The sequence below is a fragment of the Aestuariirhabdus sp. LZHN29 genome, from assembly GCF_049985285.1.
GTDB lineage: Bacteria > Pseudomonadota > Gammaproteobacteria > Pseudomonadales > Aestuariirhabdaceae > Aestuariirhabdus.
Map to the genome: position 1 here is coordinate 54,045 of NZ_JBNIEU010000001.1, position 26,517 is coordinate 80,561.

Genomic DNA, 26,517 nt, shown 5'->3' on the forward strand with positions numbered 1-26,517 from the left:
TAGCCACTGCAAAAAGGCGTTGCTTCAGCGCCAGCATAGGCAAGCTACACCCGCTCCGGTAAGATGCTGCCTATGCAGATAACAACTCCCACCCCCCCTACTCGCCTCAGCGTCAGCGATCTAAACCGTAATGTCCGCCGTTTGCTGGAGGTCAGCTTCGGTACGGTCTGGGTAGAAGGGGAGATATCCAACCTGTCGCGACCCAGTTCGGGCCACTGGTACTTTACCCTCAAGGACAGCCAGGCCCAGATCCGCTGTGCCATGTTCCGCAACCGCAACCAGATGCTGCGGTTTACCCCCCAGGAGGGGATGCAGCTGGCTGTTCGCGGAAAAGTAAGCCTCTACGAGGGGCGCGGCGATTTTCAGCTGATTGCCGACCACATGGAGCAGGCAGGGGCAGGGGCCTTGCAGCTGGCGTTCGAGCAACTCAAGCGCCAGTTGGCGAGCGAAGGTCTGTTCGACCCGCAATTCAAACAACCGCTACCCTCGCTGCCCGGCCATATTGCGGTCATCACCTCAGCCTCCGGCGCGGCGATACGGGATATCCTTAGTGTGCTGGGCCGACGGTTTCCCGCCATAGCGGTTAGCGTATTGCCCGTCGCCGTGCAGGGCAGCGAGGCCGCAGCGCAGATAGTCCGAGCCCTGAAGATCGCCCAACAGCAGCCCTTCGACCTGATCATCCTGGGACGCGGAGGGGGCTCATTGGAGGACCTTTGGCCGTTTAACGAAGAGATCGTGGCGCGAGCCATTTTCGACTGCACAGTGCCGGTGGTTAGCGCCGTGGGTCACGAAGTCGATTTCACCATCAGCGACCTGGTGGCCGACCAACGCGCCGCCACCCCCTCGGCGGCAGCCGAACTGATCAGCCCTGACCGCGGCGAGCTACTATCGTTAAGCGCCGGGTATCAGCAACTATTGACCGAATCGGTGCGCCGAAAGCTGGCCAGCTGTCAACGCGAGCTAACCCTCACCGCCAAGCGCTTGCGCCACCCAGGGCAGAAATTGCAGGAGCAGAGCCAACGGCTCGACGAGATGGAGCTGCGATTACGGCGGGCGATGGAGCTGCGCTTCCAACATCTGCGCCAGCGATACCAGCACTTGCAACTGCGCCTTCGCCAACAGCAACCGAGCGCGCGTATCGGGCACCATCGGGACCAATACCTGGGTCTGAGAAAACGCTTGCAGCGCGCCATCGAACAACAACTGCAACAGCAACAGACTGCACTGGGGGGCGCTGTCGGTCAGCTGGAAGCCTTATCACCGCTGGCCACCCTGGCCCGTGGGTATTCGATCACCCTGTCCGAGGATGGACAACGGGTGATTCATCACAGCGCGCAAGTCGGGGTGGGAGAGCGCATCCAGAACCGCCTCAGTGACGGCACCGTGATCAGCGAAGTGCTCGAAACCCGCAACGACAGCGCGTAAGGATCAACCTACTTCTTTTTGCGTTTCTTATCCGACTTCTTGATGTGTTCCATCAAGCGCTTCTTCTTGGCAATCTGGCGCTGATTTAGTTTATTTTTCTTGCCGGCAAAGGGGTTGTCCCCGGTACGGAACTCAAAGCGCACCGGCGTACCCACCAACTTCAGCACGCGACGAAAGGTGTTTTCCAGATAACGCCGATAGGAGTTGGGGACCGCCTCGGTCTGGTTACCGTGGATCACTATCACCGGTGGGTTGGTGCCCCCCAAATGGGCGTAGCGCAACTTGATACGGCGGCCTCGTACTAGCGGCGGCTGGTGATCATCAACCGCATCCTCCATCACCCGCGTGAGATGACTCGGGGTCCAGCGCTGGGTGGCGCATTCGTAGGCTTCCTCAATAGACTCATACAGGTGCCCTACGCCGGTTCCGTGCAACGCAGAGATAAAATGGATACGGGCAAAATCCGCGAATACCAGGCGGCGCTCAAGGGCCTCCTTGATTTCGCGTTTTTCATCCTGGCTCATGCCATCCCATTTATTAAACGCAATCACCAGCGCGCGCCCGGTTTCGATGATAAAACCCAACAGGTGAAGGTCCTGATCCACCAACCCCTCGTGGGCATCCAGCACCAGCACCACGACGTTGGCATTCTGGATCGCCTGCAGGGTTTTGATGACCGAGAACTTCTCCACCACCTCATTGATACGGCCACGCTTACGCACACCGGCGGTGTCGATCAGGGTGTAGGGCTTGTCATGGCGGGTGTACGGAATATAGATGCTGTCGCGAGTCGTACCCGCATGGTCGAAGACCACTACCCGATCCTCCCCCAGCAGGCGATTAACAAGAGTTGATTTGCCCACATTGGGGCGCCCGACCACACCAATTTTGATACCGCCCTCTTGCTCCTCCTCCGCCTCTACCTCCTCCGGCAAAGGGTAATCCTGCAGCAGACTGTCAATCATCTGCCGAACCCCTCGCCCGTGGGCGGCGGCGATCAGGTAGGGTTGCCCCATCCCCAGCGCAAAGAAGTCACTGGCGGCACCGTCCGGGTCAACGGAGTCGATCTTGTTGACCACCACGAAGCTCTTTTTCTCGCGGGTTCGCAGGTGCTGGGCGATCATATCTTCGGCGGCCGTGCGACCGTCGCGCCCATCGACCATAAACAGCACGATATCGGCCTCTTCAATTGCCAGCAGCGACTGCTCCGCCATTACCGTATCGATGCCGGCCTCATCACCACTAATACCGCCGGTATCAATAACAATAAAGGGGCGCTCGCCCAATCGCCCTTCGCCATACTTGCGATCACGAGTAAGCCCTGAAAAATCAGCGACCAATGCGTCACGTGTACGCGTCAGGCTGTTGAAAAGCGTTGATTTACCCACATTAGGGCGCCCAACGAGGGCAATAACCGGTACCATAAATCTATCCTGTCCTGATGCCTGTACCCAGTGTACACGCCATCGCGCCTCTCGGCGTTAACGAATCTATAGAGCACAAACGGCCACCCGCACAGGCGGGCAGCCGTTCACTATCAGCAATCTGGGGCCACTACTGTATTTTAATCGCCACCAGCTTGCCGCTGTTTCCATAGGCGTAGAGCGTACCGCCCAAAGCCACCATACGACCACGAACGCCATCACTGTCGATGCGGGTTCGCGCCACAAAGCTGCCATCGGTCTGGGAAACAAAATGCACGTACCCCTGATAGTCGGCAACCGCGACATAGCTACTGACCACAACGGGGGTGCCCAGTTCGCGGTGCTCCAACTCTTTTTGTTGCCAGATGATCGCGTTGCTGTTTTTGTCCAGCGCCGACAGCAACCCCTTTTCATCGGCCATGTAGAGATAGCCAAACCCCATGGACAGGCTCTCATAACTGGACGCTTTACGCTGCCAGATCAACTGCCCGCGATCGGCTTCGAGTGCGATTACGTTGCCCTGGTAACTCACCACATAGACCACACCATCAACCACCAGCGGCGACGCATCGACATCGATCATCCGCTCCAGTTCGGTGCGCCCTTCCGGCTCGGCAACCGCCTGCTCCCAACGCAAGACTCCGTTACGAGCCAGCAGCGCCTTGACCGACCCGTTACCAAAGCCGACATACACACGGTCATCCTGAATCACCGGATCACTGGTGCCACGCAGGCTCAGCACCGGCTGTGAGCTTTCAAATATCCAGCGGCGCTCACCGCTGCGGTTATCGAGGCCAACCACCTTTTCATCAATGGTACGCACAACGACCACATCACCATTGCTATCGGCCACCGACAACACCTCACTGGTGACCTGAGCGCGCCAGCGCTCCTTGCCGTCGGTGGTATCAAGGGCAATAACTTCGCCATCCTGGGTACCCAGTACGACGATGCCGTAGCCGGCGTATACGCCACTGCTAACCGGTAGCTCCAGCTCTGTGCGCCACAGGCGCTTGCCACTTTCCTGATCCAGCGCAACCACGACCCCTTCGACGTCGGTCACAAAGACCTCGTCACGGAAAAGGGCCGGCTGCAAACGAACATATTTACCGTCAGTACCGCTACCAACGCTGGCGCTCCACAGGGTGGTCAGCTCGGCGCTGGCATCAAAGCTTTGCAGAGGAGTGGCCTCGCTGACCTCCTCTTCATCGCCATTGGAACTGCACCCGACCAGCCCCCCTCCGAGCAACAGGGAGCAAACCAGTACTCGCCACAGCGACCACTTCATTTAGACACCGTCCTGCGCAACCGCCAGGTCATCAAGCTTGAGCTGAACCAGAGGGCGGCTCTGCCCGTGCTCACGCGCCGCATCAACCGCTTTTTGGTACGCGGCGCGAGCAGCTTCAGGCTGCTCCAGCGCAACATAAAGGTCACCCTTTACCTCTTCATAGGAGGAGACAAAACTCCCCGCATCAACTCCGTCAATCAGCCCCAACGCCTGCCGGGCACTCTCTTGAGTACCCTCGTAGGTAACCCGGGCGAGGCGCAAACGCACAATAGCCTCCAGGTTAGCCTCCAGTTTCTGCTCCATGGCCCACAGCAATTCGCTGCGCGCAGCGGCCAGATCACCCTGCTCGACGTGCTGGCGAGCTTGCAACAACGCCGCCATTGCCGCGTAGCCCGTGCCACCGTGCTCCTGCTTGAGGGTGCTGACAAGGTGAGAAAGCGTGCTTTGCTGCTGCTCGGTCAATGCTTGTGGGTTATTCACCATCAGTGCCGCCAGCTCCTGGTACAGTGCCGATGCTGCGGATGCATTCTGAAGCTGACTCTTCTCCCACGCCTGATAGCCAAAGACTCCGGCAAGGGCCAGCGCGAGCCCCAACATGATGGCGGTTCCATTGTTTTTCCACCACTGTTTAATCGCCGCTATCTGCTCTTCTTCGGTACGGTAAATATCCACTCTCGGCTCCTGTTACTCGCCTGTTTAACGCCCGGCTTACGCCAGCTGTTGGTTTAAAAGATTCTGGGTTTGTTCGAGACTGAGCGTCTGCTGGGGCTCATCCCTATCCTGGTATTTCAGCCCTACAGTACGGGTTTTCACTTCGTTTTCGCCGACAATCAGCGCAACAGGAGCTCCGCTGCGCACTACTTTTTTCATCTGGCTTTTAAAGCTGCCACCACCGCAGTTCACCACCAGCCGCAGAGAAGGTACAGCAAGGCGCAGCTTCTCGGCAAGACTGAGTGCATAACTACTGCAGTCTGCGCCCAGCACGAGCAGATAGGCGTCGACCTGGTTGTGTACTTCGGCAGGCACCAGCCCCAGGGTTTCCAGCATTAAAATCAGCCGCTCCACCCCCATCGCAAAGCCCACTGCCGGAGCGGGCTTGCCGCCCAATTGCTCGACCAGGCCATCGTAGCGACCACCCGCACAGACCGTACCCTGGGCACCCAACTCCTCGGTGACCCACTCAAATACGGTTTTACCATAGTAATCGAGACCCCGCACCAAACGGGGATTGACCACGTAAGCGATGCCGGCCTCATCGAGCATGGCCCGCAGGCCCACGAAATGCTGTCGCGACTCCTCGTCCAGGTAGTCACTCAATACCGGCGCGCCCTTCAGCAGCTGCTGGGTGGTTTCGCTCTTGGAATCGAGGATACGCAGCGGGTTGCTTTCCAGGCGCCGGCGACTGTCTTCATCCAGCGCGTCTACGTGACCTCGCAGGTAGGTGACCAGCGCCTCACGGTAACGCTTACGATCAGCCGCCGTACCCAGGGAGTTCAGCTCCAGGCGCACGTGGTCCAGAATACCCAGCTCACGCCACAGCCGCGCACTCAGCATGATCAGTTCCGCATCGATGTCGGGACCCTCCATACCAAAGGTTTCCACCCCGATCTGGTAGAACTGACGGTAACGTCCCTTTTGCGGGCGCTCATGGCGAAACATGGGCCCGTAATACCACAGTCGTTGGGTCTGATTCTGCAACAACGAATGCTGCTGGGCTGCCCGTACGCACCCGGCCGTGCCCTCAGGACGCAGGGTCAGGCTGTCGCCATTGCGATCGTCGAAGCTATACATCTCCTTCTCGACGATGTCGGTTACCTCACCGATCGACCGCTTGAACAGCTCTGTCGGCTCGAGTACCGGCATACGAATCTCGCTATAGCCCGTACTGGCCAGCACCTTGCGAACCTTGCGCTCAAAGTATTGCCACACTACCGTTTGCTCCGGCAGCAGGTCATTCATGCCACGAATGGCTTGCAGCTGTTTCGCCACACTAATCCCCACACTAAAATTGAATCAGGCAAGCATTGCCCACCTGAATATCCAGTCTCTGCAACAGAGGCCCCACCTAGCCTTTGGCAATAACGGCGGCCATCTCCTGCTCTTTCAGTTTGATCCGCTCCCGGATGGTGCGCTCAAGCTCATCCACCAGGGTTTCATTCTTTAGCTTGTATTCCGGCGTTCCCGACACATACACCAGATTATTCGGAGAACCACCGGCGAGCCCAACATCCACTTCGCGCGCCTCTCCAGGGCCGTTGACCACGCAACCAATCACGGCGACATCCAGCGGCACCCGAACATCTTCGAGACGCATCTCAAGCTCGTTCATGGTTTTAACCACATCGAAGTTTTGTCGCGAGCAACTCGGGCAGGCGATGAAATTGATGCCATGGGAACGCAATTTCAAACTCTTCAGGATATCAAAGCCGACCTTGATCTCCTCCACCGGGTCTGCGGCCAGGGAGACACGCAGCGTGTCACCAATGCCGTCCATCAGCAGCATCCCCAACCCGACCGCTGACTTCACCGTCCCCGAACGCAGTCCGCCGGCCTCGGTGATACCCAGATGCAGCGGCTGTTCGATCTGGTCGGCGAGCTGGCGATAAGCCGCCACGGTCATAAAGACATCGGACGCTTTCAGGCTCACTTTGAAATCGGGGTAGTTCAGGCGATCGAGAATGTCGATATGGCGCAACGCCGACTCGACCATCGCGGCCGGAGTGGGTTCACCATATTTTTTCTGCAGATCTTTTTCCAAGGAGCCTGCATTGACACCGATGCGGATAGGAATACCCTTGTCTCGCGCCGTTTCAACCACTGCGCGAACACGGTCTTCGCGGCCGATATTACCTGGGTTAATACGCAGGCAGTCGACGCCATATTCGGCAACCTTAAGTGCAATCTGGTAGTCAAAATGGATATCGGCAACCAGGGGGACGCTAACTCGCTGGCGTATTTTTCCAAACGCTTCCGCCGCTTCCATAGAGGGAACCGAGACCCGCACTATATCAGCACCCGCCTCTTCCAACCGTTCGATCTGGCCGACGGTCGCCTCGACATCACAGGTTTCAGTATTGGTCATACTCTGCACCGAGATAGGCGCATCACCGCCTACTGGTACCTTGCCGACATGTATTTTGCGCGACTTTCGTCGCTGAATCGGGGATTCACTGTGCATAAAACTACTCGTCGCCAAGGGTCAGGTTGGCGATTTTCCCACGGGTATAATTAGCCAATACCACCGGCTCGCCATCAAACTCGAAGGCAGAGACCGCACCGACGTCGCCCAACAATACGCGCACCGGCTCCGACACTTTCACAGAAACCGGAGATTCGATACCACGCAAGGAGGCGACCATAACGTTCCCGCTCTCACTGCGTACCTCTACCCAGCACTCGCGAGTAAAATCGATCTTCAGCAGAGGGCCCTCAACACCCTCACTGGCTGCCACCGGCAGACTGACCACCGGCACAGAAACTGTCTCGGGTGCAACCACTACCTCAGCCTCCGGCTCATTCGCAGGCGCGGTCAGCGGGACCGCTACGGTTTGAGCATCAGCGGGAGCCATTGGCGCGATAGGGGTAATAGAATCCACAACAACAGATGCCTCCTGCGCCTCCACCACCGCTGAGGTTTCGAGCGCTGATTCTTCAGCAGTCAAAGGGGCCGGCGCGGCAGTGACCGCAACAGTCGATGACGGCTCCGCGGGCACCAACGCCACATCAGGCGAACGCCCTTGCCACCAAAACAGTGATGCTGCGACCAGCGCCGCTAACAACAGATAAGCTATCCACCTGAAAGCCGGCGAGGATGGCTGCTTAAGCGGCTTCATGGGCACCGTTGCACTGTTGTAACTGGGGGCTTGCTCCCCCACAAACGCATCAAACTGACCAATAACCTCACCCGGGTCGAGCTCTACCAACTGTGCGTAACCGCGAATGTATCCACGGGTAAACGTGAGGCCCGGCAAACGATCATAGGCGCAACTATCGAGCGCACGAACATAATCCACCGTCACCTTCAAACGCTCGGCGACCTCCTGTTCGCTCAACCCCAGTTTTTCGCGCGCCGCCAGCAACAGATCACCCGGCGTTGGTCCACTCGCTTCGATTACTGTATCAGTCACTTCAGGCACAACACCGCCTTCTTTGTCTTCATCACTCATTAGTCTTCATCTCCTCATACTGCTCTAACTCCTTAGAGCCGGGAAAGAAGCGATTGAGCTGTAATGCATAGCTGGCCTCGCGATCCTTATCGGAAAACACACGAGCCAAGCGAATACCCAATAACAAAGAGCGTGCCGTTGGAGTCGCATATTCCAGGTAGCGCTCGTAATTCCCCAGTGCCTCATTAAAACGGCGCTGATCGTAATACAGCTGAGCCAGCTCCAAACTGGCAAGGGGCAGGCCGCGCTCTAGCCGCAACGCCCGGAGAAAATACTCCTCCGCCTTTTTATCATCGCCCAGCCTAAGCTGGCACAGGCCCAACACCTGGAAGCTGACGCTGCGCTGGGTATAACGAATATCCTGGGCAGCCACCAGCAAATGCCTGATCGCTTCCTTGTACTCCTTCTGACCGTATAAAAAGGAGCCGAAGTTATGCTGGATATCGGATGAGTCTGACTTGATCGATAACGCCCGCTCATAATTGTGTCGAGCCAGGTCATTGTCGCCGTCGATCTGGTAGACAATCGCGAGTACCGAATAGGCCTCCGCGGAGCGGCTGTCTAACTCCAGCGCCCGGTGCAGCGGTTCAATCGCCCGCGCAGTGAATCCCTCCTGAATGTAGGCTTTAGCCAGGCGAATATTATCACTCAACTCTTGTTTAGGATCGGCGTCTCGATTCATACGAGCGCCAAACTCCTCAGTCACACAGCCGCTAAGCAGCAACGACACAACAAGTGCCGCCAGACAAGATCTCATTCGTAAACTCCCCCGCTTACGTTTAATACGTCTCATTTTATAAGGATCTGACTGCAATCAGGTTGTCGGGTTCCACCCTATTCTGTTGATAACGCGCACTGCGCCGGGTACGGTCCTGAACCGCCCCTGCAAGCTGCCCACAAGCCGCATCAATATCATCCCCCCGGGTTTTGCGAATTGTGGTGTTGTAACCCGACTCCTGCAACTGACGCTGAAACCGGTGCAACGTATTGTTGCTCGGGCGGCGGTAGTCCGACAAGGAGAAGGGGTTAAATGGAATCAGGTTGATCTTGCAGGGCACACTCTGCAACAGATCGATCAATTCTACGGCGTGCTCTGGCCGATCGTTTACGCCATCAATCATGGTGTATTCAATGGTGATACGCCGACTCTTGTCGGGTAGCCCCTGTATGTAATCAACACAGGCAGGAAGTAATACTTCCAATGGATATTTTTTGTTGATTGGCACCAGTTGATCGCGCAGTGCATTGTTGGGAGCATGCAGCGATAGCGCCAGGGAGACATCGGTCACCTCGGCTAACCTGTTCAGTGCCGGCACCACTCCGGAGGTGCTCAGGGTCACCCGGCGCTTTGAAATGCCGTAGCCAAGATCATCCATCATCAGGGTCATGGCATCGACCACATTATCGAAATTCAGCAATGGCTCGCCCATCCCCATCATCACGACATTGGTGATCGAGCGGCCTATCTTGGCGGGCTGGTTGTTGAGGGAACAGGCTGCGATCCAGACCTGGCCGATCACTTCGGCCGCGGTCAAATCAGAATCAAAGCCCTGCTTGCCCGTCGAGCAAAAGCTGCAATCGAGGGCGCAACCGGCCTGCGAGGAGACACACAGCGTGCCGCGGCCATCCTCTGGAATAAAAACGGTTTCCACGCAGCTTCCGCTGGTGACCCGTACCACCCACTTTCGGGTGCCATCGTCGGAGATATCCTCCGACACCACCTCGGGGGCGCGAATTTCAGCCACCTGGCCCAATTTTTCACGCAACGCCTTGCCGAGGTTAGTCATCTGTTCGAAATCGTCGACACGATGGTGGTGAATCCACTTCATTACCTGCTCGGAACGAAACTTCTTTTCACCGATGGATACAAAAAATGCTTCCATCTTCTCCCGGGTCAAACCCAGCAGATTGGTTTTTTGAAGCGTCTCGGACATGGAGTTCACCACTTGCGTGTCGTAGCCTGCGCCCCCTTAGCGAGTGCGCGGGCAGACCTCTTCGTCTTTGAAGAAGTAGGAGATCTCACGGGCCGCTGATTCAGGAGAATCAGAACCGTGAACCGCGTTCTCGTCGATAGACTCGGCAAAATCAGCACGAATGGTGCCTTCTGCCGCTTCCTTGGGGTTGGTTGCACCCATCAGGTCGCGGTGTGCAGCGACGGCGTTTTCGCCCTCCAATACAGAAACAACCACGGGACCAGAGGTCATGAATGCAACGAGGTCACCATAAAAAGGACGCTCTTTGTGCTCAGCGTAAAATCCACCCGCCAGTTCTTGAGAAAGGTGCAGCATTTTGGCACCGATCACCTTCAGCCCATTGGACTCAAAACGGCTGTAGATTTTACCAACAACGTTCTTGGAAACAGCATCGGGCTTAATAATGGAAAGGGTACGTTCAACGGCCATGAAATCGGGCTCCATAAAAGAAAAATGATTAAATAAATAGCAGAAAAGCCAAACCCGCAATTATACGCAGGTTTAGCTTAAATGAATACGCTAGTGCTGTAAGGGGTTTCCGAAGCGCTGATACTGAAACCGGAGGGGCTCAGGGGCTCAATCCGCTTCCTCTATCCATGCAGCCTGAATCGCTTCCAGCACCTTTTCGCCACAATGCCCCGGGTCATCATCAAACCCCTCTATCGCGAGCACCCAGGCCCTCAAATCAACGAAATTGACGTAGCGCGGGTCCACATCGGGACGCCCATCCGCCAGCTCGATAGCGATCTCTTGTACATCGCTCCATTTCATAATCTGCTCCGTAGCGGCCACCCGGCCGACTTAGTGATTTTCAGAGACCTGGTTAATGGTGTATTTGGGAATCTCCACCACGAGATCTGCATCGCCCACTACGGCCTGACAACTCAACCGCGACTCCGGCTCCAACCCCCAGGCCTTGTCCAGCATATCCTCTTCCAGCTCATCCGCCTCATTTAACGAATCGAAACCCTCGCGCACAATGACATGACAGGTGGTGCAGGCGCAGGATTTCTCGCAGGCATGCTCAATCTCAATCCCCTGAGCCAAAGCCGCATCGCACAGGGTTACCCCCGGAGCGACATCGATAACCATACCCTCGGGGCACAACTCATCGTTAGGAAGGAAAATAACCTGGGTCATCAATTAGCCCTCAATCTCATCAATAGAATGTCCCGCCAGCGCCTGACGGATACCGCTATCCATTCGGCGCTGGGCAAACTCACTAGTCACGTTCGCAAGTGTCTCAATCTGGGCTTCGATCTTGTACCGATCGGTACCCTCTCGCAATGATCGCAACAGCGCCATATCGGCGTCGATCGCCTCTCTTTCATCTGCGCTCAACAGATTCGCATCCACAGCCAACGCACTCTCGAGCGCTTCCAGTAGTCGATCCGCATCGACCTGCTGCTCCGCCAACATGCGCGCATCACGATCCTCGGAGGCGTGACTGTAGGAGGACTGCAACATCCCGCTGATTTCAGCATCGGAAAGCCCATAGGAGGGCTTCACCTGCACCCCCGCCTCAACTCCGCTACCCAGCTCCGTAGCGCTGACATTAAGCAAACCATCGGCGTCAACTTGAAAGGTGACCCGAATACGCGCCGCACCGGCGGCCATCGGCGGAATACCCTGCAATACGAAGCGCGCCAGCGAGCGGTTATCGGCAATCAGCTCGCGCTCACCCTGCAGCACATGGATCGCCATGGCGGTTTGCCCATCTTTAAAGGTGGTAAACTCCTGTGCCCGCGCGACCGGTATCGTGGTGTTACGATGCACCACCTTTTCCATCAAGCCACCCATGGTTTCCAACCCCAGAGAAAGGGGAATCACATCGAGCAGCAACATCTCATCGGTGGATTTGTTACCCGCGAGCACATCGGCCTGGCGCGCAGCGCCGATTGCTACCACCCGGTCAGGATCAATATCGATCAAGGGCTGCTTCCCCACCCACTCCGCAACGCGCTCACGCACGCGAGGAATCCGGGTCGAGCCTCCCACCATCACCAGATTACTCACCTCTTCGGCACCCACACCGGCATCGCGCAGGGCGCGCTTGCACGCACGCAGAGTACGATCGATCAAAGGGTCCAGCAGACGATCAAGCTGCTCGCGGTCAAGCTCGCCACGCCAGTCACCAAAACCCACCGCGACCCGCTCCTCATTGCTGAGCAGCACCTTGGCACGACACGCCTCGTTGAGCACTTCACGCTGGGTCGACGAGGTCAATGACGCCTCATCTACCCCCGCCTGCTGTAACATCCAGCTGGCGACTCCATGATCAAAATCATCTCCACCGAGAGCCGAATCCCCCCCGGTTGCGAGCACCTCAAACACCCCGCGAGTGAGCCGCAGTATGGAGATATCGAAGGTTCCACCACCCAGGTCATAGATCGCAACCACACCCTCTTCATCGCTGTCGAGCCCATAGGCGACGGCCGCCGCGGTCGGTTCATTGAGAAGGCGCAGTACGTTCAGTCCAGCGAGCTGGGCTGCGTCTTTGGTAGCCTGACGCTGAGCCTCATCAAAGTAGGCTGGCACCGTAATCACCGCCCCGACCAACTCACCCCCGAGCGCCTCCTGACCACGCTCAGCAAGTACCCGCAAAATATCTGCGGAAACTTCCACCGGAGACCGCTCCCCCTGACGAGTGCGAATAAATGGCATCCCCTCACCCTCGGTGAAGTCATAGGGCATCACGCCACCCAGGGCACGCACATCTTTTACCCCGCGCCCCATCAGGCGTTTGACAGAAATAATCGTATTGTGAGGATCCTGCGCCGCGAACTCCCGTGCCTTACCACCAACCAGAACCCCCTGCTCTCCGTAGTGAACCACGGAGGGGAGTAAATGCGTCCCCCCCTTACAGGGCAAAGTATCGGCGACACCGCTACGAACGGTTGCTACCAGCGAGTTGGTAGTGCCCAAATCGATTCCTACCGCGAGCCTGTGCTGGTGCGGTTGCGCACTCTCTCCCGGTTCTGCTATCTGTAGTAACGCCATGCCCAATCCGAATTAGTAATCATCCAACAGCTCATCTTCGAGCCGATCCAGCTGCTCATGCAGCTTATCCACAAACTGCATCTTCATAACCAGCGTCTCAGCCACCTGAAGATCCTCCTCACCACCCTGCCAGCACTCAGAAAACTGATCCTGAAAACGCTGCATCTGGGCATCTGTTTCTTTGCGTAATGCGTCCAACCCCGCCTCGGAGCGGCTGGCGCGCAACTCATCCACCGCTTCACGCCACTCCAGCTGCTGCATCAGAAACACAGCATCCATCACCGTATTGTTTTCCAGACGCGGCTCAACGCCACAACAACGCAGCAGGTAGATCGCCCGGGGGACGGGGGACTTCAAAGTCTGGTAGGCGTCATTAACATGGGCAGCGTACTGCACAGACAAGCGCTGTTCGCGCTCGTTTGCAGCCGCATGGCGATCCGGGTGAACCACCTGCTGCAGTTCGCGAAACCGGGTCGCCAGCTCCTGCTGATCCACCCGATAGCTGCGCGGTAGCCCGAACAGCTCAAAGTAGTCCTCCTGCATTATTGGCTCTCGCTTAGCTGCATTCAGACACTGAAACTTTCACCACACCCACACTCGCTGGATGCCTGGGGGTTATTAAATTTAAACCCTTCGTTGAGGCCCTCCTTGACGAAATCAAGCTCGGTACCATCAATATAAACCAGGCTCTTGGGGTCGACTACGACCTTGACCCCATCGCAGTCAAACACGGCATCTTCCGCCAGGGCTTCGTCAACAAACTCCAACACATAACCCATGCCGGAACACCCGGTGGTCTTGACCCCGACGCGAATACCCAACCCCTTACCCCGATTTTCCAAAAATCGGGCCACGTGGCTGGCTGCGGCTTCGGTCATCGTAACTGCCATAGTTTCCCCCTCAACTGATCAGGACAAGCGATCAGGATTCTGCGTGCTTTTCTCGATAATCTTTAACGGCCGCCTTAATCGCATCCTCTGCCAGTACCGAGCAGTGAATCTTTACCGGCGGCAACGCCAACTCTTCGGCAATCGCCGTATTTTTAATCTGCTCGGCTTCATCAAGAGTCTTACCCTTCATCCACTCGGTCACCAACGAGCTGGAGGCGATCGCCGACCCACAGCCGTATGTTTTAAAGCGAGCATCCTCGATGATACCTTCCGGGTCCACCTTGATCTGCAGACGCATCACATCACCACAGGCTGGTGCACCAACCATACCGGTACCCACATCTGGATCTTCAGCATCCAGCTTGCCAACATTACGAGGATTCTCGTAATGATCCAGCACCTTGTCACTGTAAGCCATGATTAACTCCTCAATCGTCTATCTTGCCAGGTTTTGCATCCCCGCGAATCAGGGTGCAACGGGAACCGCTTTAGTGCGCAGCCCACTCCACGGTATTCAGGTCTACACCATCTTTATGCATATCCCATAACGGCGAAAGCTCGCGCAGTTTACTGACTGCGTCTTTTACTTTCTGTACCGCGAAGTCCACCTCCTCTTCGGTGGTGAAACGTCCAAAACTGAATCGCAACGAACTGTGAGCCATCTCATCATTCAACCCCAGCGCACGCAAGACATAGGAGGGCTCAAGACTGGCCGACGTACACGCAGAACCCGACGAAACCGCCAGATCCTTAAGCGACATAATCAGCGATTCACCCTCAACAAAGTTAAAACTGACGTTAAGGTTACCCGCCACGCGCTGCTCGGCATCGCCATTGAGGAACACCTGCTCCATATCGGATACCTGGCGCCAAAAACGGTCGCGCAACCGTTTTACATGCTCGTTGTCCTTATCCATCTCTTCACGAGCGATGCGAAACGCTTCACCCATCCCTACGATCTGGTGGGTTGGCAATGTACCCGAGCGCATACCTCGCTCGTGACCGCCGCCGTGCTGTTGTGCCTCGATTCGCACGCGAGGTTTACGGCGTACATAAAGCGCGCCGATACCCTTGGGGCCATACACTTTATGAGCGGAGAAAGAAGCCAGATCTACCTTCATACTCTCCATATCCAGCGGCACTTTGCCCGCGCTCTGGGCCGCATCTACGTGCAACAATACTTTGTTGGCGCGAGTAATTTCACCGATAGCGGAAATATCATTGATCACCCCGATCTCGTTGTTAACGTGCATTAGCGAAACAAGAATGGTGTCTTCACGCAGTGCGTCCGCTACCGCCTGGGGGTGAATAATGCCCTGGGTGTCGGGATCAAGATAAGTGACCTCATAACCCTCACGCTCGAGTTGACGACAGGTGTCCAGCACCGCTTTATGCTCAATCTTGGAGGTGATAATGTGCTTACCCTTCTTCTGATAGAAGTGGGCCACACCTTTGATCGCCAGGTTATCCGATTCGGTAGCTCCGGAGGTCCATACAATTTCACGAGGATCGGCATTGATCAGGTCAGCGACCTGACGGCGCGCAGTTTCAACCGCCTCCTCGGCCTTCCACCCAAACAGGTGGGATCGCGAAGCGGGATTACCAAAATTCCCATCGGGAGTCAGACACTCCATCATCTTCTGCGCAACGCGCGGATCAACCGGCGTAGTAGCAGAGTAATCAAAATAAATCGGCAATTTCATCTACATACTTCTCCAATCCCAAATCAATTTCGTTTCAGCGCTAGTTGAGCGAAGAGGCTTCAATACGCCCCCGCAGGAGGCTCTCGTCGGTACGCTCCTGGCGCGCAGCAATACTGCGTACATCGCTACGCTTGACCAGGTCAGCTAGGCTAATTCCGCATAAAAAGTTATGAATTTGATCACTGAGGTCGCACCACAGGTGATGCGTCAGGCACACATCGCCTTGCTGGCAACCGCCGCCGCCATTGCATCGGGTCACATCGACCGATTCGTTAACCGCATCGATAACCTGGGCCACATCGATAGTGCCACTGGCGCGACTCAGGCGATACCCTCCCCCAGGTCCACGCACACTGCTCACCAGCTCGTGACGTCGAAGCTTGGCAAAAAGCTGCTCAAGATAGGAAAGAGAGATTCCCTGACGCTGGGATATATCGGCCAGAGCCACCGGCCCATTATCGGCATGCAATGCCAGATCAAGCATTGCGGTGACCGCATAGCGACCCTTGGTGGTTAAACGCATGTGAAATACCCCGCCGTGTCAGATTCGAAAAACTACGTCATACGGGGATTTTGCAATAACCAAGCAATACAGTCAAGTATTTAACCCGGCAAAACACTCTGGTATTAGTGATCGAAATCAAGAACCCGGATAATAGCACCTTCGATGCCCAATTACCCCGCCTCTTGCGCGTTCCGATTAGCGTCCTCTTTTACTGCTTCGAAATCCTCATCCCGCAGCTCCGGCAGCGCATTATCGCAATTCTTCACGCCCATCTCCCTTAGACCTTTGCACATCACCTCGATGCGATCATCGACAGCGTGCAGGTGATCGAGTATTCCCCCCATTGCCCGCGCCACGGGGTCAGGCATATCTTCGGTAATACCATACGCGTCGAAGCCGATCTTCTCCGCCATCGCCTTGCGACGCGCGTGCTGGGGATCTGTCTCGGTGGACGGGGCCCGCGGGGGAATGATACGCCCGGGTATACCTACCACGGTTGCACCCGCGGGCACCGGCTTTGTTACCACCGCATTGGAGCCAACCTTGGCGCCGGCCTCAACCGTAAATGGCCCCAGCACCTTGGCACCCGCCCCTACCACCACACCATCCCCCAACGTGGGATGGCGCTTGCCTTTGTTCCAGCTCGTGCCGCCAAGGGTGACCCCCTGGTACAGGGTAACGTCGTCGCCGATCTCCGTAGTTTCCCCGATCACAACACCGAGCCCGTGGTCGATAAAGAAACGACGCCCGATCTGCGCCCCGGGATGGATCTCGATACCAGTGAACCAGCGTGCAAAACTGGAGATAAAACGTGCAAGCCATTTAAACCCCGCTTTCCACAACCCGTGACTCAGCCGGTGGATCAACAGGGCATGCAAGCCAGGGTAGCAGGTCAGCACCTCAAAGGTATTGCGTGCCGCCGGGTCACGGTGAAATACGCTGGAGACATCCTCTCGCAATCGTTCAAACATGGGTCACTCTTCCGCTTGTGTGGCTGGAGGCTCGCTCAGGCCTCGCTGAGTTTCACTGAGCACGCCGCGCAACATATTAACTTCAATCTTATCCAGCCGCTGGCGACTGTAAAGCCGTCTGAGTCGAGTCATCACCTGCCCCGGATGGGATGGATCAATAAAACCGATCTGCTCAAGCACCTGCTGCAGGTGGGTGAAATATCCCTCGACATCGCCCGCCGTTGCGTACTCTGCATCCCACTCCGTCGCCACTGAGGCTGCGCCTTCAGCGGCCAAGGCCTCCCTCCTCAGCTCATAGCTGAGCACCTGAACGGCCGCCCCCAAGTTAAGGGAGCTGTATTCAGGGTCAGAGGGGATATGCACATGATAATGGCAACGCGCCAGCTCGTCATTGGTCAGACCACGATCTTCACGACCAAACACCAACGCCACTTTATGCTGACGGGATTCGGGAAAAAGACGTTCGGCGCATTCACGGGGATTTAACAGCGGCCAGGGTATTTTACGACCACGAGCGCTGGTACCCACCACCAGCGCGCAGTCGGCGATCGCTTCGTCGAGGGTTTGTACGACCCGCGCCCGCTCCAGTAGATCGTCGGCGCCGGCGGCGCGGCTGGTGGCGAATTCGTGGGGAAATTGATCGGGAGCGACCAGACAGAGATTGGACAACCCCATGGTTTTCATCGCCCTGGCCGCGCTACCGATATTGCCTGGGTGGGAAGTATTAACCAACACCACCAAAATATTGTCTGACACCCTGATTCCGTTTCGAAGCGGTTACTATTAGCGCACCATTCTAACAGAGTTGGCCGCTCCGCACAGAGCCGGAAGCCCCGATGACGATTTTTTCGTCACCCATTGTCTCTCTCTGGTATACTTGCGGCATCCGGCCCATTGTGGGCCGATTTTGTTCTTTACCACCAACAGACGAATAGACCGATCATGCAACCGATGCTGAATATCGCCCTGCGTGCTGCGCGCAAGGCTGGCGAAATTATTGTTCGCGCCTCCGAAGACCTCGACACTATCCAGGTCCGTGAAAAGGGTACCCACGACTACGTAACCGAAGTCGACCGTAATGCGGAACGCGCCGCGATTGCGATCCTGAAGAAAGCCTATCCCGATCACGGCTTCCTGGGAGAGGAATCAGGCCACCAGTCTGGCACCGGTACGGGCGCCGATTACCTGTGGATCATCGACCCCCTCGACGGAACCACCAACTTTATCCATGGTGTACCCCACTACGCGGTCTCTATCGCCTGCCAATATCGCGGCCGCATCGAGCACGCCGTGGTGCTCGATCCGGTTCGGCGAGAAGAGTTTACCGCCAGCCGCGGCTACGGCGCCCAATTTAACGGCAAGCGTATGCGCGTCAGCAAGCAGAAACTGCTCAACGAAGCGCTCATCGCTACCGGCTTTCCGTTCAAGCCCTCTCAAATGGACCACCTCGACAACTACATGGCGATGTTCAAGAGCATCGCCTCCGAGGCGGCGGGCATTCGCCGTGCGGGAGCCGCTTCGCTGGATCTCGCCTACGTAGCAGCTGGTCGTTACGAAGCGTTCTGGGAGTTTGGCCTTAACCAGTGGGACATCTCTGCTGGCAGCCTCTTGATTCAGGAAGCCGGCGGTCTGGCAAGCGACTTTGGTGGCGGCCACAACCACCTGACCAGCGGCAACATCGTCTGCGGCAACCCCAAATGCTTCAAGGCGATCTTGCAAGCGATCGCCCCCCACGTTCCTGCCGAACTGAAGTAACCCCCAAGGGCCGCCTCCCTCCGGGGGGGCTGGCCCTGCGACTCGCCAACGCTCGTGAAAAAAACCTCCTCCCACCGTCGCCCCCAGCGCAAACCTTCCTCGCGCCCATCGTCGCCACTACTGCTGCTGCTCAACAAACCCTATATGGTATTAACCCAGTTCCGCGATAACGGCGGACGCGCCACCCTTGCCGACTATATCCAACAACCCGGCATATACCCTGCCGGTCGCCTGGATCGCGACAGCGAAGGGCTGCTGCTACTGACCAATGACGGCAAGCTACAGCAGCGCATCGCCGACCCTCGCTTCAAGCTGGAAAAAACCTACTGGGTACAGGTTGAGGGGGAGCCCACACCCACCGCCATCGAGCAGCTGCAACAGGGCGTAACCCTCAACGATGGCCCTACCCTGCCAGCCCGGGCAAGGCTCATCCCCGCCCCCGATCTGTGGCCACGGATTCCACCCATTCGTGAACGTCAATCCATACCCACCAGCTGGATAGAGCTCTCTATCCGCGAGGGACGCAACCGTCAGGTACGACGCATGACCGCGGCCGTGGGCTTCCCAACGCTACGCCTGATTCGGTGCCGTATCGGCCCCTTTAGTATTGAAGGTCTGGCACCCGGCGAAAGCCGCAGGGTTGATCCGACCACTATTGACTCACTCTGTTGATGTGATTAACTGAGCCCCCCACAACGGACCACCCCGATGATTAGCACGTTTACCAGTGACAGCCTGCGCAACACCTTCGATGAAAACAAACTCGGCGACTTTGAGGCCCTATGGAACCTCGAACTGCCCTGGTTTGAGGAACCCAACAAACGCCGCAGCGGCTGGAGCGGCGTAGTACGCCACAGCCTGGCGCAATCGAATGGCGAGCCCCTGAACCTGTTTATCAAACGCCAGCAAAATCACAACACACCCTGCCTGCGCCACCCGATAAAGGGCGAACCCACCTTTGCCCGGGAATACCGCAACATCATCAAGCTGCAACGTTTGGGCGTTCCAACCATCGACCCTGTCTACTATGGAGAGCGACTCCACAATGGTGACAGCCAGTCCATCCTGATTTCGGTAGCGCTGGATCACCATCAAACCGTGGACGAGCTGTTCCCCCAGGTTGAAAACCCGCGCCCCCTCATTGACGCGATCGCATCCCTGGCCAGTCAGTTGCACAGCCATAGGTTGGCCCATTACTGCTTTTACCCCAACCATATCTTTGTTGCCCAGGACTCCCCGGGGGTGTTCAAGCCCCGCCTGATCGACCTTGAAAAAATGCGCTTCGTCCCCCTCCCTCATCGCAGGACACTTAAAGACTTTCATACCTTCATTCGCAGGGCTGCCTTTATGGGAGCCGACAACCTGAATCTGTTGCTGCAATCCTATGCCGAGCAGAGTGGTTGCTTGCGCGCAGGTGACAAAACTTATCAGCGACTACAAAAGCACATCGAGCGGCTGAACTACTCGAACGACTGAGGGGCCTTACTCTGATCCAAGAGCAGCTGCAGCGCCCCGGAGTCAATGGCCAACGCCAGCACCGCTTCGGGATGGGGCAACTGCTGCTCAGAGAACTCATAGATCGCCAGCTCTTCCAGCGCCACCGCGACTCGCTCCCCCATCACCTCCTGCAAAGGCAGGTGCACAGCGGCCATATCGGTTTCGATAGAGAACCGCTCAACCGCCACTTGCAGGGGGTAAAGTGCACGCTCGTCGGGCACCAGCCCCAGGGTTCCACGGGCTTCGAGACTGAACAGCACCGGCTCGGTCAGCGCCGTACCCCCAAACTCAACGTCGAAATCCCCCGCCACCCGATACAGCACCTCGCCATCCCCCAGCAGATCCAGCGTCACCCCGGTCACATAGAGTTGGGCAGACGCCCCCAGCGCCAACTGCAGATTAAGCAGTCTCGGCTCTCTATACTGGGCTTCGAGGCGCTCGTTGAGCTGCTGCTCCGTAACCCGCAGCGGGGTCGCGCCATGACTGCAGCCCACCATCAACAGCGATAGCAACACGGCTCTCAGCCAATATTTAGCGGATTGAAACATCCTGCGACCTCCTCCCGAAGCAGGGGAACCACCTCCCGCTCAAACCAGGGGTGGCGCTGCAGCCACCGATTATTGCGTGGCGATGGGTGCGGCAGACAAAAATAACCCGGATGGCCCTGCTGATTACCCACACAATCGCTGACCCGTACGGCTTTGTTGGCTAAATAGTAGCTCTGCGCGTACCTCCCCACCAGTAGAGTTAGCCTGATGGCGGGCATTCGCGCCAACAAACATTCATGCCAAAGGGGAGCACACTCTGTCCGTGGTGGCAGATCGGCTCCCTCGCCACGCCCCGGATAGCAGAACCCCATCGGCACAATAGCCACCCGCTGCGGATCGTAAAACTGATCCGACCCTAGCCCCAGCCACTCCCGCAGCCGCTGCCCACTGGGGTCGTCCCAGGGTATTCCGGTATCATGCACCCGCGACCCCGGAGCCTGCCCAATGATCAACAGCCGCGCACGGGAATCCGCCACCACCACCGGCCTCGGGGAGTGGGGCAGCGCCGGGGCACAAACTTGGCAACGGCGAACATCCTGCAACAGATCCAGCAATCGGATATCCTCCACAACCTAAACCTCCCTTATCCGGGGCGAGCTCAACACCACCATTCAACGATCAAAATATCTGACCAAGTCCCCCAGTTTTTTCCGTTATAACAGCCCCACCCCATCAACTATGATGCGGCTATTAACGCCTTCTGGAGACCTGCAATCGATGCTAAAAAACAGCACCTCAGGCTACGGCTGGGTCAGCATCATCTTACACTGGCTGAGCGCCATCGCGATCTTTGGCCTGTTCGGGCTAGGCCTGTGGATGACGGACCTGGGCTACTACGACGCCTGGTACACAAAAGGTCCCGATCTGCATCGCAGTGCCGGCCTGCTGCTATTTGCCACCATTGTGCTGCGTTGGATCTGGCGCCAGGCCAACCCTCGCCCGCTGCCAGAGCCCGGACTTAAGCCCTGGGAGGTCACCAGCGCAGAGTGGGCCCACAGGGCAATGTACGGACTACTGATTGCGATCTCAATTAGCGGTTACCTGATATCAACAGCTCAGGGCGACCCGATAGCGCTATTCAATTGGCTGCAGGTCCCCGCTCTGTTCGGCGAGGTCGATGGCATGGAAGACATTGCCGGGGAGATTCATTTCTACCTGGCGTGGACGCTGGTGGCGCTTTCTACAGTGCACGCACTGGCCGCAATAAAGCATCACCTGATCGATGGTGACAACACCCTGAACCGAATGCTGGGCCTTCAGCCCCGGCGCCACACTTGAGGATTTTCTTATGATTCGTAAACTTGGACTGCTCTGCGCAACCCTACTCTTGGCAACTCCCCTGTGGGCAGCCGATTACATGATCGATACCAAGGGTCACCACGCTTTTGTGCAGTTTCGTATCCAGCACCTTGGTTACAGCTGGCTCTACGGCCGCTTTGACGATTTCAGTGGCCAGTTTTCCTACGACGAAGCGAATCCCGCCAAGAGCACCGTGGAGGTCACCATCAACACCAGCAGCGTTAGCACCAACCACGCAGAACGCGACAAGCACCTGCGCAGCGAAGACTTCCTGTTTAGTGACAAGTTTCCACAGGCCAGATTCGTCAGCACTGCGGTCAAGCCCGGCGCTGATGGCACCGCAACCATTACCGGTGACCTGACCCTGCGCGGCGTTACCCGTGCGATCACCCTCGAGGCGGAGAGCATTGGCGGCGGCCAGGACCCATGGGGGGGGTACCGTCATGGTTTCCTCGGTACTACCACCCTGACCCTGAAAGATTTCGGAATCAATTTTGATCTGGGACCCGCGGCCACAGAGGTTGAGATGACCCTCTCCATCGAGGGGATTCGCAAGTAGCACACCCGATGGCGCCAATACTGCTGTGCAGTGTTGGCGCTAACGCACTACCGACTTTCCGGTAGCCGTGCAGTTGGCGTGGCGCCGCCAATCATCGAGCAATGCCTTGAGCATCACCTGCTGTCCCGGGCAACTGCCGCTGCCCCAGCCTCCGGCTTTCGCCAGGCAGGCGACGATCTCATCGACCTCCGCCGCCGACAGCCTCACACGAAAGTGCTCTGAGAGCGTCTCGCAGCCCTCTCCACCCGGCCTGGAGACCGAGACACCATTGAGTATATTCTGGATGGTAAGCGCTAACCGCGGACGCGGATAACGCAACACCTTGAAGGTGAGCCGTAATGCGCTCTCACTGAAGACTCCCGGCTGGCGACAGAAGCGAAGATACTGTTCCCTGTCCATGGTTTCGTTCCCTGCCCCTCGCACCCCGGTTATTTTATATCCAATGATAGACCCCCTCGGCGGGGACTGCCTTAGGAGCGGCACAAAAAAACCGGAAGGGCATTCCCCTTCCGGTTTACGGTCATTACCCTGTTCAGGTCGACCCGTCAGGCCGTTAACATACCCGGCTCGCCAAACCAGTAACCATTGCACTCTCCATCCGCAATTGCCGGAATCTGTTGCGCCTTGCCGTCGATCGCGTCGCGATACTGCTGCAGCAGCGGCATCATATCGCCACTGCATGGGCTCACCCGGACCACATCGACGCCAATAGCCTCCATGCGCCCGACCTCTCCCAGCAGATTATAGATATCCCCCGACATGGTCTGAATACCATTAATGGTGAATACCGATTGCTGCTCCTGACTACGCATGGCAAGGCCATCCGGGTAGTCCAGGCACACAAATCGACAATCATCCTTGGGCAGATTACGGCTACGCGCGGTGAAACAGCGTGCAGAGAAAGCCAGCGGCAGGTGGCCGTAGGCAAACACCTCGGTCTCGATAGCATCGGCAAAGCCCTGGCGAGCGGCCTCTTGCAAAATTTTCTGCAGCGTATCGGCGGACAACTCTACCGGCATCACCCAGCGCTTCAGGCCCTGCTTATGCAGAACCTTGAGAGTAGCCGCGTTGTAGATATTCACCGAGGACCCCGCTACGAAGGGTAGCCCCTTAGCGGATAACACCTGCACCCCGGCCATATCGTTGGCTTCCACCAGCAGACCGTCGTTATCACAGATCTTGCGCAGGGTTTTCATCTCCGATTCGGCTTCCAGCAGCGCCAGGGTGGATAACACCACCTGCTTACCCTTGGCCGACAGCTGGCGAGCAAGCTCAATCCACTCGTCGGTTTTCAGCTCGCGGCGCTTGGAGCAGACCGTCTCTCCCAGATAAATGATATCTGCCGGCGATGCGCTCATGCGCTCATAAAAATCGTGCAGGGTTTCACGGGGCCAGTAATAGAGAATGGATCCGATCGATAATTGCATAGTCATTACTCTCGAAAAAATTACGGTTACTGCCAGGGGCGAGAATAGGCGCCCAGCGTGGTCTGGGATCCTTCCGATACGTTAGCGAGCACCTTCATCCACTCCTCCCTGGGCTGGAATGCAGCGGGATCGCGGGTATAGGCGTCGATAGCCTGGCGCCAGACACTAACAACCTGCTCGACGTATGCCGGGCTGCGCTGGCGTCCCTCAATTTTAACCGCCTTAACCTGGTTGGCCACCAACTGGGGAATCAACTCGATGGTATTCAGGCTGGTCGGCTCCTCCAACGCATTGTAGGTATTGCTCTCCACCTCAAAACGCCCCTTGCACAGGGTGGGGTAGCCGGCGTTTTCACCCTCGGCGTACCGGTCAATAAGCACCCCGTTAAGACGCGACTCCAACACCTCACCCTTCTGCTCCCAACGCACCGCCTTGGCCGGCGAGCAGGCACCGCAGGTGTTGGGGGACTCTTCGGTGATGTAGGAGGAGAGGTGACAGCGCCCCTCCGCCATGATGCACAAACTACCAAAGGCAAACACCTCCAGCTCCACCGGGCTGTGCTCGGCAACGTGCTTGACCTGGGCCATGGACAACACCCGAGGCAGTACGGCGCGGCGAATATTAAACTCACGCTGGTAAAAACGTAGCGCCTCATAGTTGGTGGCGGAGCCTTGCACCGATAGGTGCAGCGCCAACTCAGGGTACTTCTCTGTCGCGTAACTGAGCACCCCCATATCGGCGGCGATGACCGCGTCTGCCTGCAGGTCAGCGGCGCTATCCACCGCCCGCTGCCAGCGTTCCCAACCATCGGGCTGGGGGTAGGTGTTGATCGCGACAAACAGCTTCACGTTACGATCGCGGGCATAATCAAGGGCCCGCATCGCTTTCTTATCGTTGAAATTAAGGCCGGCAAAATGTCGCGCATTGGTATCATCCTTAAAACCGATATATACCGCATCAGCGCCATTATCTACGGCGGCTTTAAGGGCGGGAAAACTGCCCGCAGGACATACTAACTCCATCCTCTACTCCCGTTTATTTCGTCAGGCCGCGCCTTTCGCCCGGCTTATCGAGGCATAGTGCAAACGATCATGGATCGCATTCAGCACCGCCCATTTTTGGCTACACCAGTCTGGCGCCAGCAGCAGCTCTTTCGACGCTGTGCCCGTCAGCCGGTGATAAATAATGTCGGCCGGGGTTTGCTGCACCATCGCCACCGCCGTATCCACATAGTCATCGAACTCAAGAGGCTGGTAATCTCCCCGCCGCCACTCTCGCGCCAACTGGGTCCCCTTCACCACGTGCAACGGGTGCAGTTTCAAGCCATCGGTTCCCACCTCCAGCACCCGTGCCAAGGAGTGCAAACTATCGCGTCGCCCCTCCCCCGGCATACCCACGATCAGGTGAGTGCATACACTCAACCCCCGCTGCCGCGCGCGGCGAGTCGCCTCTTCGTATTCGGCCCAGCCATGACCCCGGTTAACTCGCGCCAGGGTCTGGTCACTGGCCGATTGCAACCCCAGCTCCAACCACACCTCAAGACCACGATCGCGGTACTCGCATAGCAGATCGAGCACCCTATCGGGCACGCAGTCGGGACGCGTCCCCACCGACAGCCCGATCACATCGGGGTGCGTCAACGCCTCATCGTAGAGCGCCCGCAGCTCCTCGATCGCCGCATAGGTGTTGGTATAGGCCTGAAAATAGGCTAGATACCGGCGCGCACCGGTGCGTTTGAGTATCACGCCCTTGCCCGCATCCAACTGTTCCAGCACGCCGGGCGGCTTTCGCCCATTGGGGTTAAAGGTCGAATTGTTGCAAAAGGTGCACCCGCCAACCCCCTTTACGCCGTCCCGATTAGGACAGGTAAAGGCGGCGTTGATGGTAAGTTTGTGCACCTTTTGTCCATACTTTTGCTGCATGGCCGCACCAAAGGTGTTGACGTAGTGTGGCAAATGCATGGGAACCAGACCTGATCTTCCGAGGGTTTCTACCGAGCGGGACAGGGTAGCAAAGAGAAGCTGGGGGCTAATTGATTTGCATCAAGGCGCCACCAAGGGGATGCCCTACAATTCGCTGTTTGGTTT

The 26,517-nt window shown here is 57.3% G+C and carries 31 protein-coding genes; 6 read left to right on the forward strand and 25 right to left on the reverse strand.

Annotated features, from left to right (window positions below):
* Positions 1-72: 72 nt before the first annotated feature.
* Positions 73-1,425 carry an exodeoxyribonuclease VII large subunit gene (gene xseA / locus ACP3PW_RS00235; RefSeq protein WP_426414645.1) on the forward strand — a complete coding sequence of 451 codons (1,353 nt, stop codon included), beginning with the start codon at positions 73-75 and terminating at the stop codon, positions 1,423-1,425.
* Positions 1,426-1,433: 8 nt separating this feature from the next.
* On the opposite strand, the gene der is transcribed toward xseA, so the two are convergent.
* The 19 genes from der to trmJ form a co-directional block, all read right to left on the reverse strand.
* Positions 1,434-2,849: a ribosome biogenesis GTPase Der gene (gene der / locus ACP3PW_RS00240; RefSeq protein ID WP_426414646.1), complete on the reverse strand. Its 1,416-nt coding sequence runs from the start codon at positions 2,847-2,849 to the stop codon at positions 1,434-1,436.
* A 130-nt stretch (positions 2,850-2,979) separates the two neighbouring features.
* Complete coding sequence (bamB, locus tag ACP3PW_RS00245) at positions 2,980-4,137, reverse strand: outer membrane protein assembly factor BamB (RefSeq protein ID WP_426414647.1); 1,158 nt, start codon at positions 4,135-4,137, stop codon at positions 2,980-2,982.
* Positions 4,138-4,809 carry a YfgM family protein gene (locus ACP3PW_RS00250; protein ID WP_426414648.1) on the reverse strand — a complete coding sequence of 224 codons (672 nt, stop codon included), beginning with the start codon at positions 4,807-4,809 and terminating at the stop codon, positions 4,138-4,140.
* A gap of 36 nt (positions 4,810-4,845) precedes the next feature.
* A complete protein-coding gene (hisS, locus tag ACP3PW_RS00255) occupies positions 4,846-6,126 on the reverse strand; it encodes a histidine--tRNA ligase (protein ID WP_426414649.1) in 1,281 nt (426 codons plus the stop codon).
* 76 nt (positions 6,127-6,202) lie between these two features.
* Complete coding sequence (gene ispG / locus ACP3PW_RS00260) at positions 6,203-7,315, reverse strand: flavodoxin-dependent (E)-4-hydroxy-3-methylbut-2-enyl-diphosphate synthase (RefSeq protein ID WP_426414650.1); 1,113 nt, start codon at positions 7,313-7,315, stop codon at positions 6,203-6,205.
* A 4-nt stretch (positions 7,316-7,319) separates the two neighbouring features.
* Positions 7,320-8,303, reverse strand: a complete 984-nt coding sequence (locus ACP3PW_RS00265) for a RodZ domain-containing protein (RefSeq protein ID WP_426414651.1) — start codon at positions 8,301-8,303, stop codon at positions 7,320-7,322.
* Positions 8,296-9,060, reverse strand: a complete 765-nt coding sequence (gene pilW / locus ACP3PW_RS00270) for a type IV pilus biogenesis/stability protein PilW (RefSeq protein WP_426414652.1) — start codon at positions 9,058-9,060, stop codon at positions 8,296-8,298. Before pilW ends, ACP3PW_RS00265 begins: the two co-directional genes overlap by 8 nt.
* A 37-nt stretch (positions 9,061-9,097) precedes the next feature.
* Positions 9,098-10,237, reverse strand: a complete 1,140-nt coding sequence (rlmN, locus tag ACP3PW_RS00275; protein ID WP_426414653.1) for a 23S rRNA (adenine(2503)-C(2))-methyltransferase RlmN — start codon at positions 10,235-10,237, stop codon at positions 9,098-9,100.
* Between the two features lie 36 nt (positions 10,238-10,273).
* Positions 10,274-10,705, reverse strand: coding sequence for a nucleoside-diphosphate kinase (ndk, locus tag ACP3PW_RS00280; protein ID WP_426414654.1), 432 nt, complete (start codon positions 10,703-10,705; stop codon positions 10,274-10,276).
* A gap of 147 nt (positions 10,706-10,852) precedes the next feature.
* Entirely contained in the window at positions 10,853-11,047 is a 195-nt protein-coding gene (gene iscX / locus ACP3PW_RS00285; RefSeq protein ID WP_426414655.1) for a Fe-S cluster assembly protein IscX, read from the reverse strand.
* Between the two features lie 30 nt (positions 11,048-11,077).
* Complete coding sequence (gene fdx / locus ACP3PW_RS00290) at positions 11,078-11,416, reverse strand: ISC system 2Fe-2S type ferredoxin (protein ID WP_426414656.1); 339 nt, start codon at positions 11,414-11,416, stop codon at positions 11,078-11,080.
* 3 nt (positions 11,417-11,419) lie between these two features.
* The gene (gene hscA, locus ACP3PW_RS00295) at positions 11,420-13,276 is read right to left on the reverse strand and encodes a Fe-S protein assembly chaperone HscA (protein ID WP_426414657.1); all 1,857 of its coding nucleotides are present in this window, start codon (positions 13,274-13,276) and stop codon (positions 11,420-11,422) included.
* A gap of 12 nt (positions 13,277-13,288) precedes the next feature.
* Positions 13,289-13,819, reverse strand: a complete 531-nt coding sequence (hscB, locus tag ACP3PW_RS00300) for a Fe-S protein assembly co-chaperone HscB (RefSeq protein ID WP_426414658.1) — start codon at positions 13,817-13,819, stop codon at positions 13,289-13,291.
* 23 nt (positions 13,820-13,842) lie between these two features.
* Positions 13,843-14,166, reverse strand: a complete 324-nt coding sequence (gene iscA / locus ACP3PW_RS00305) for an iron-sulfur cluster assembly protein IscA (RefSeq protein ID WP_426414659.1) — start codon at positions 14,164-14,166, stop codon at positions 13,843-13,845.
* A 31-nt stretch (positions 14,167-14,197) separates the two neighbouring features.
* Positions 14,198-14,584 carry a Fe-S cluster assembly scaffold IscU gene (iscU, locus tag ACP3PW_RS00310; protein WP_426414660.1) on the reverse strand — a complete coding sequence of 129 codons (387 nt, stop codon included), beginning with the start codon at positions 14,582-14,584 and terminating at the stop codon, positions 14,198-14,200.
* Positions 14,585-14,654: 70 nt separating this feature from the next.
* Entirely contained in the window at positions 14,655-15,869 is a 1,215-nt protein-coding gene (locus ACP3PW_RS00315) for an IscS subfamily cysteine desulfurase (protein ID WP_426414661.1), read from the reverse strand.
* A 40-nt stretch (positions 15,870-15,909) separates the two neighbouring features.
* A complete protein-coding gene (gene iscR / locus ACP3PW_RS00320; protein WP_426414662.1) occupies positions 15,910-16,392 on the reverse strand; it encodes a Fe-S cluster assembly transcriptional regulator IscR in 483 nt (160 codons plus the stop codon).
* Between the two features lie 152 nt (positions 16,393-16,544).
* Entirely contained in the window at positions 16,545-17,345 is an 801-nt protein-coding gene (gene cysE, locus ACP3PW_RS00325; protein ID WP_426414663.1) for a serine O-acetyltransferase, read from the reverse strand.
* Positions 17,346-17,348: 3 nt separating this feature from the next.
* Complete coding sequence (trmJ, locus tag ACP3PW_RS00330; protein ID WP_426414664.1) at positions 17,349-18,101, reverse strand: tRNA (cytosine(32)/uridine(32)-2'-O)-methyltransferase TrmJ; 753 nt, start codon at positions 18,099-18,101, stop codon at positions 17,349-17,351.
* Positions 18,102-18,287: 186 nt separating this feature from the next.
* Between trmJ and ACP3PW_RS00335 the strand changes: the two genes are divergently transcribed.
* The 3 genes from ACP3PW_RS00335 (at position 18,288) to ACP3PW_RS00345 (ending at position 20,576) form a co-directional block, all read left to right on the forward strand.
* Positions 18,288-19,100 (forward strand): inositol monophosphatase family protein, encoded by an 813-nt coding sequence (locus tag ACP3PW_RS00335; protein ID WP_426414665.1) that lies wholly within the window; start codon positions 18,288-18,290, stop codon positions 19,098-19,100.
* Between the two features lie 120 nt (positions 19,101-19,220).
* A complete protein-coding gene (locus tag ACP3PW_RS00340; RefSeq protein WP_426415891.1) occupies positions 19,221-19,772 on the forward strand; it encodes a pseudouridine synthase in 552 nt (183 codons plus the stop codon).
* Positions 19,773-19,808: 36 nt separating this feature from the next.
* Positions 19,809-20,576 carry a lipopolysaccharide kinase InaA family protein gene (locus ACP3PW_RS00345; RefSeq protein ID WP_426414666.1) on the forward strand — a complete coding sequence of 256 codons (768 nt, stop codon included), beginning with the start codon at positions 19,809-19,811 and terminating at the stop codon, positions 20,574-20,576.
* Here the strand turns inward: ACP3PW_RS00345 and ACP3PW_RS00350 are convergent.
* Both ACP3PW_RS00350 and ACP3PW_RS00355 read right to left on the reverse strand, forming a co-directional pair.
* Complete coding sequence (locus ACP3PW_RS00350) at positions 20,561-21,145, reverse strand: hypothetical protein (protein ID WP_426414667.1); 585 nt, start codon at positions 21,143-21,145, stop codon at positions 20,561-20,563. The genes ACP3PW_RS00345 and ACP3PW_RS00350 overlap by 16 nt on opposite strands.
* The gene (locus ACP3PW_RS00355) at positions 21,118-21,714 is read right to left on the reverse strand and encodes a uracil-DNA glycosylase family protein (protein WP_426414668.1); all 597 of its coding nucleotides are present in this window, start codon (positions 21,712-21,714) and stop codon (positions 21,118-21,120) included. Before ACP3PW_RS00355 ends, ACP3PW_RS00350 begins: the two co-directional genes overlap by 28 nt.
* 148 nt (positions 21,715-21,862) lie before the next feature.
* On the opposite strand from ACP3PW_RS00355, the gene ACP3PW_RS00360 reads away from it, so the two are divergent.
* Both ACP3PW_RS00360 and ACP3PW_RS00365 read left to right on the forward strand, forming a co-directional pair.
* Positions 21,863-22,423 carry a cytochrome b gene (locus ACP3PW_RS00360; RefSeq protein WP_426414669.1) on the forward strand — a complete coding sequence of 187 codons (561 nt, stop codon included), beginning with the start codon at positions 21,863-21,865 and terminating at the stop codon, positions 22,421-22,423.
* Positions 22,424-22,433: 10 nt separating this feature from the next.
* Positions 22,434-23,003 (forward strand): YceI family protein, encoded by a 570-nt coding sequence (locus ACP3PW_RS00365; protein ID WP_426414670.1) that lies wholly within the window; start codon positions 22,434-22,436, stop codon positions 23,001-23,003.
* Positions 23,004-23,042: 39 nt separating this feature from the next.
* Here ACP3PW_RS00365 and ACP3PW_RS00370 read toward each other — a convergent pair whose 3' ends face one another.
* From ACP3PW_RS00370 to ACP3PW_RS00385, 4 genes are all read right to left on the reverse strand, one after another.
* On the reverse strand, positions 23,043-23,402 hold the full coding sequence (locus ACP3PW_RS00370; RefSeq protein ID WP_426414671.1) for a hypothetical protein: 360 nt from the start codon (positions 23,400-23,402) through the stop codon (positions 23,043-23,045).
* A gap of 146 nt (positions 23,403-23,548) precedes the next feature.
* A complete protein-coding gene (locus ACP3PW_RS00375) occupies positions 23,549-24,430 on the reverse strand; it encodes a U32 family peptidase (protein ID WP_426414672.1) in 882 nt (293 codons plus the stop codon).
* Positions 24,431-24,456: 26 nt separating this feature from the next.
* Complete coding sequence (gene ubiU / locus ACP3PW_RS00380; protein ID WP_426414673.1) at positions 24,457-25,452, reverse strand: ubiquinone anaerobic biosynthesis protein UbiU; 996 nt, start codon at positions 25,450-25,452, stop codon at positions 24,457-24,459.
* 21 nt (positions 25,453-25,473) lie between these two features.
* Positions 25,474-26,391, reverse strand: coding sequence for a TIGR01212 family radical SAM protein (locus ACP3PW_RS00385; RefSeq protein ID WP_426414674.1), 918 nt, complete (start codon positions 26,389-26,391; stop codon positions 25,474-25,476).
* Positions 26,392-26,517: the final 126 nt, after the last annotated feature.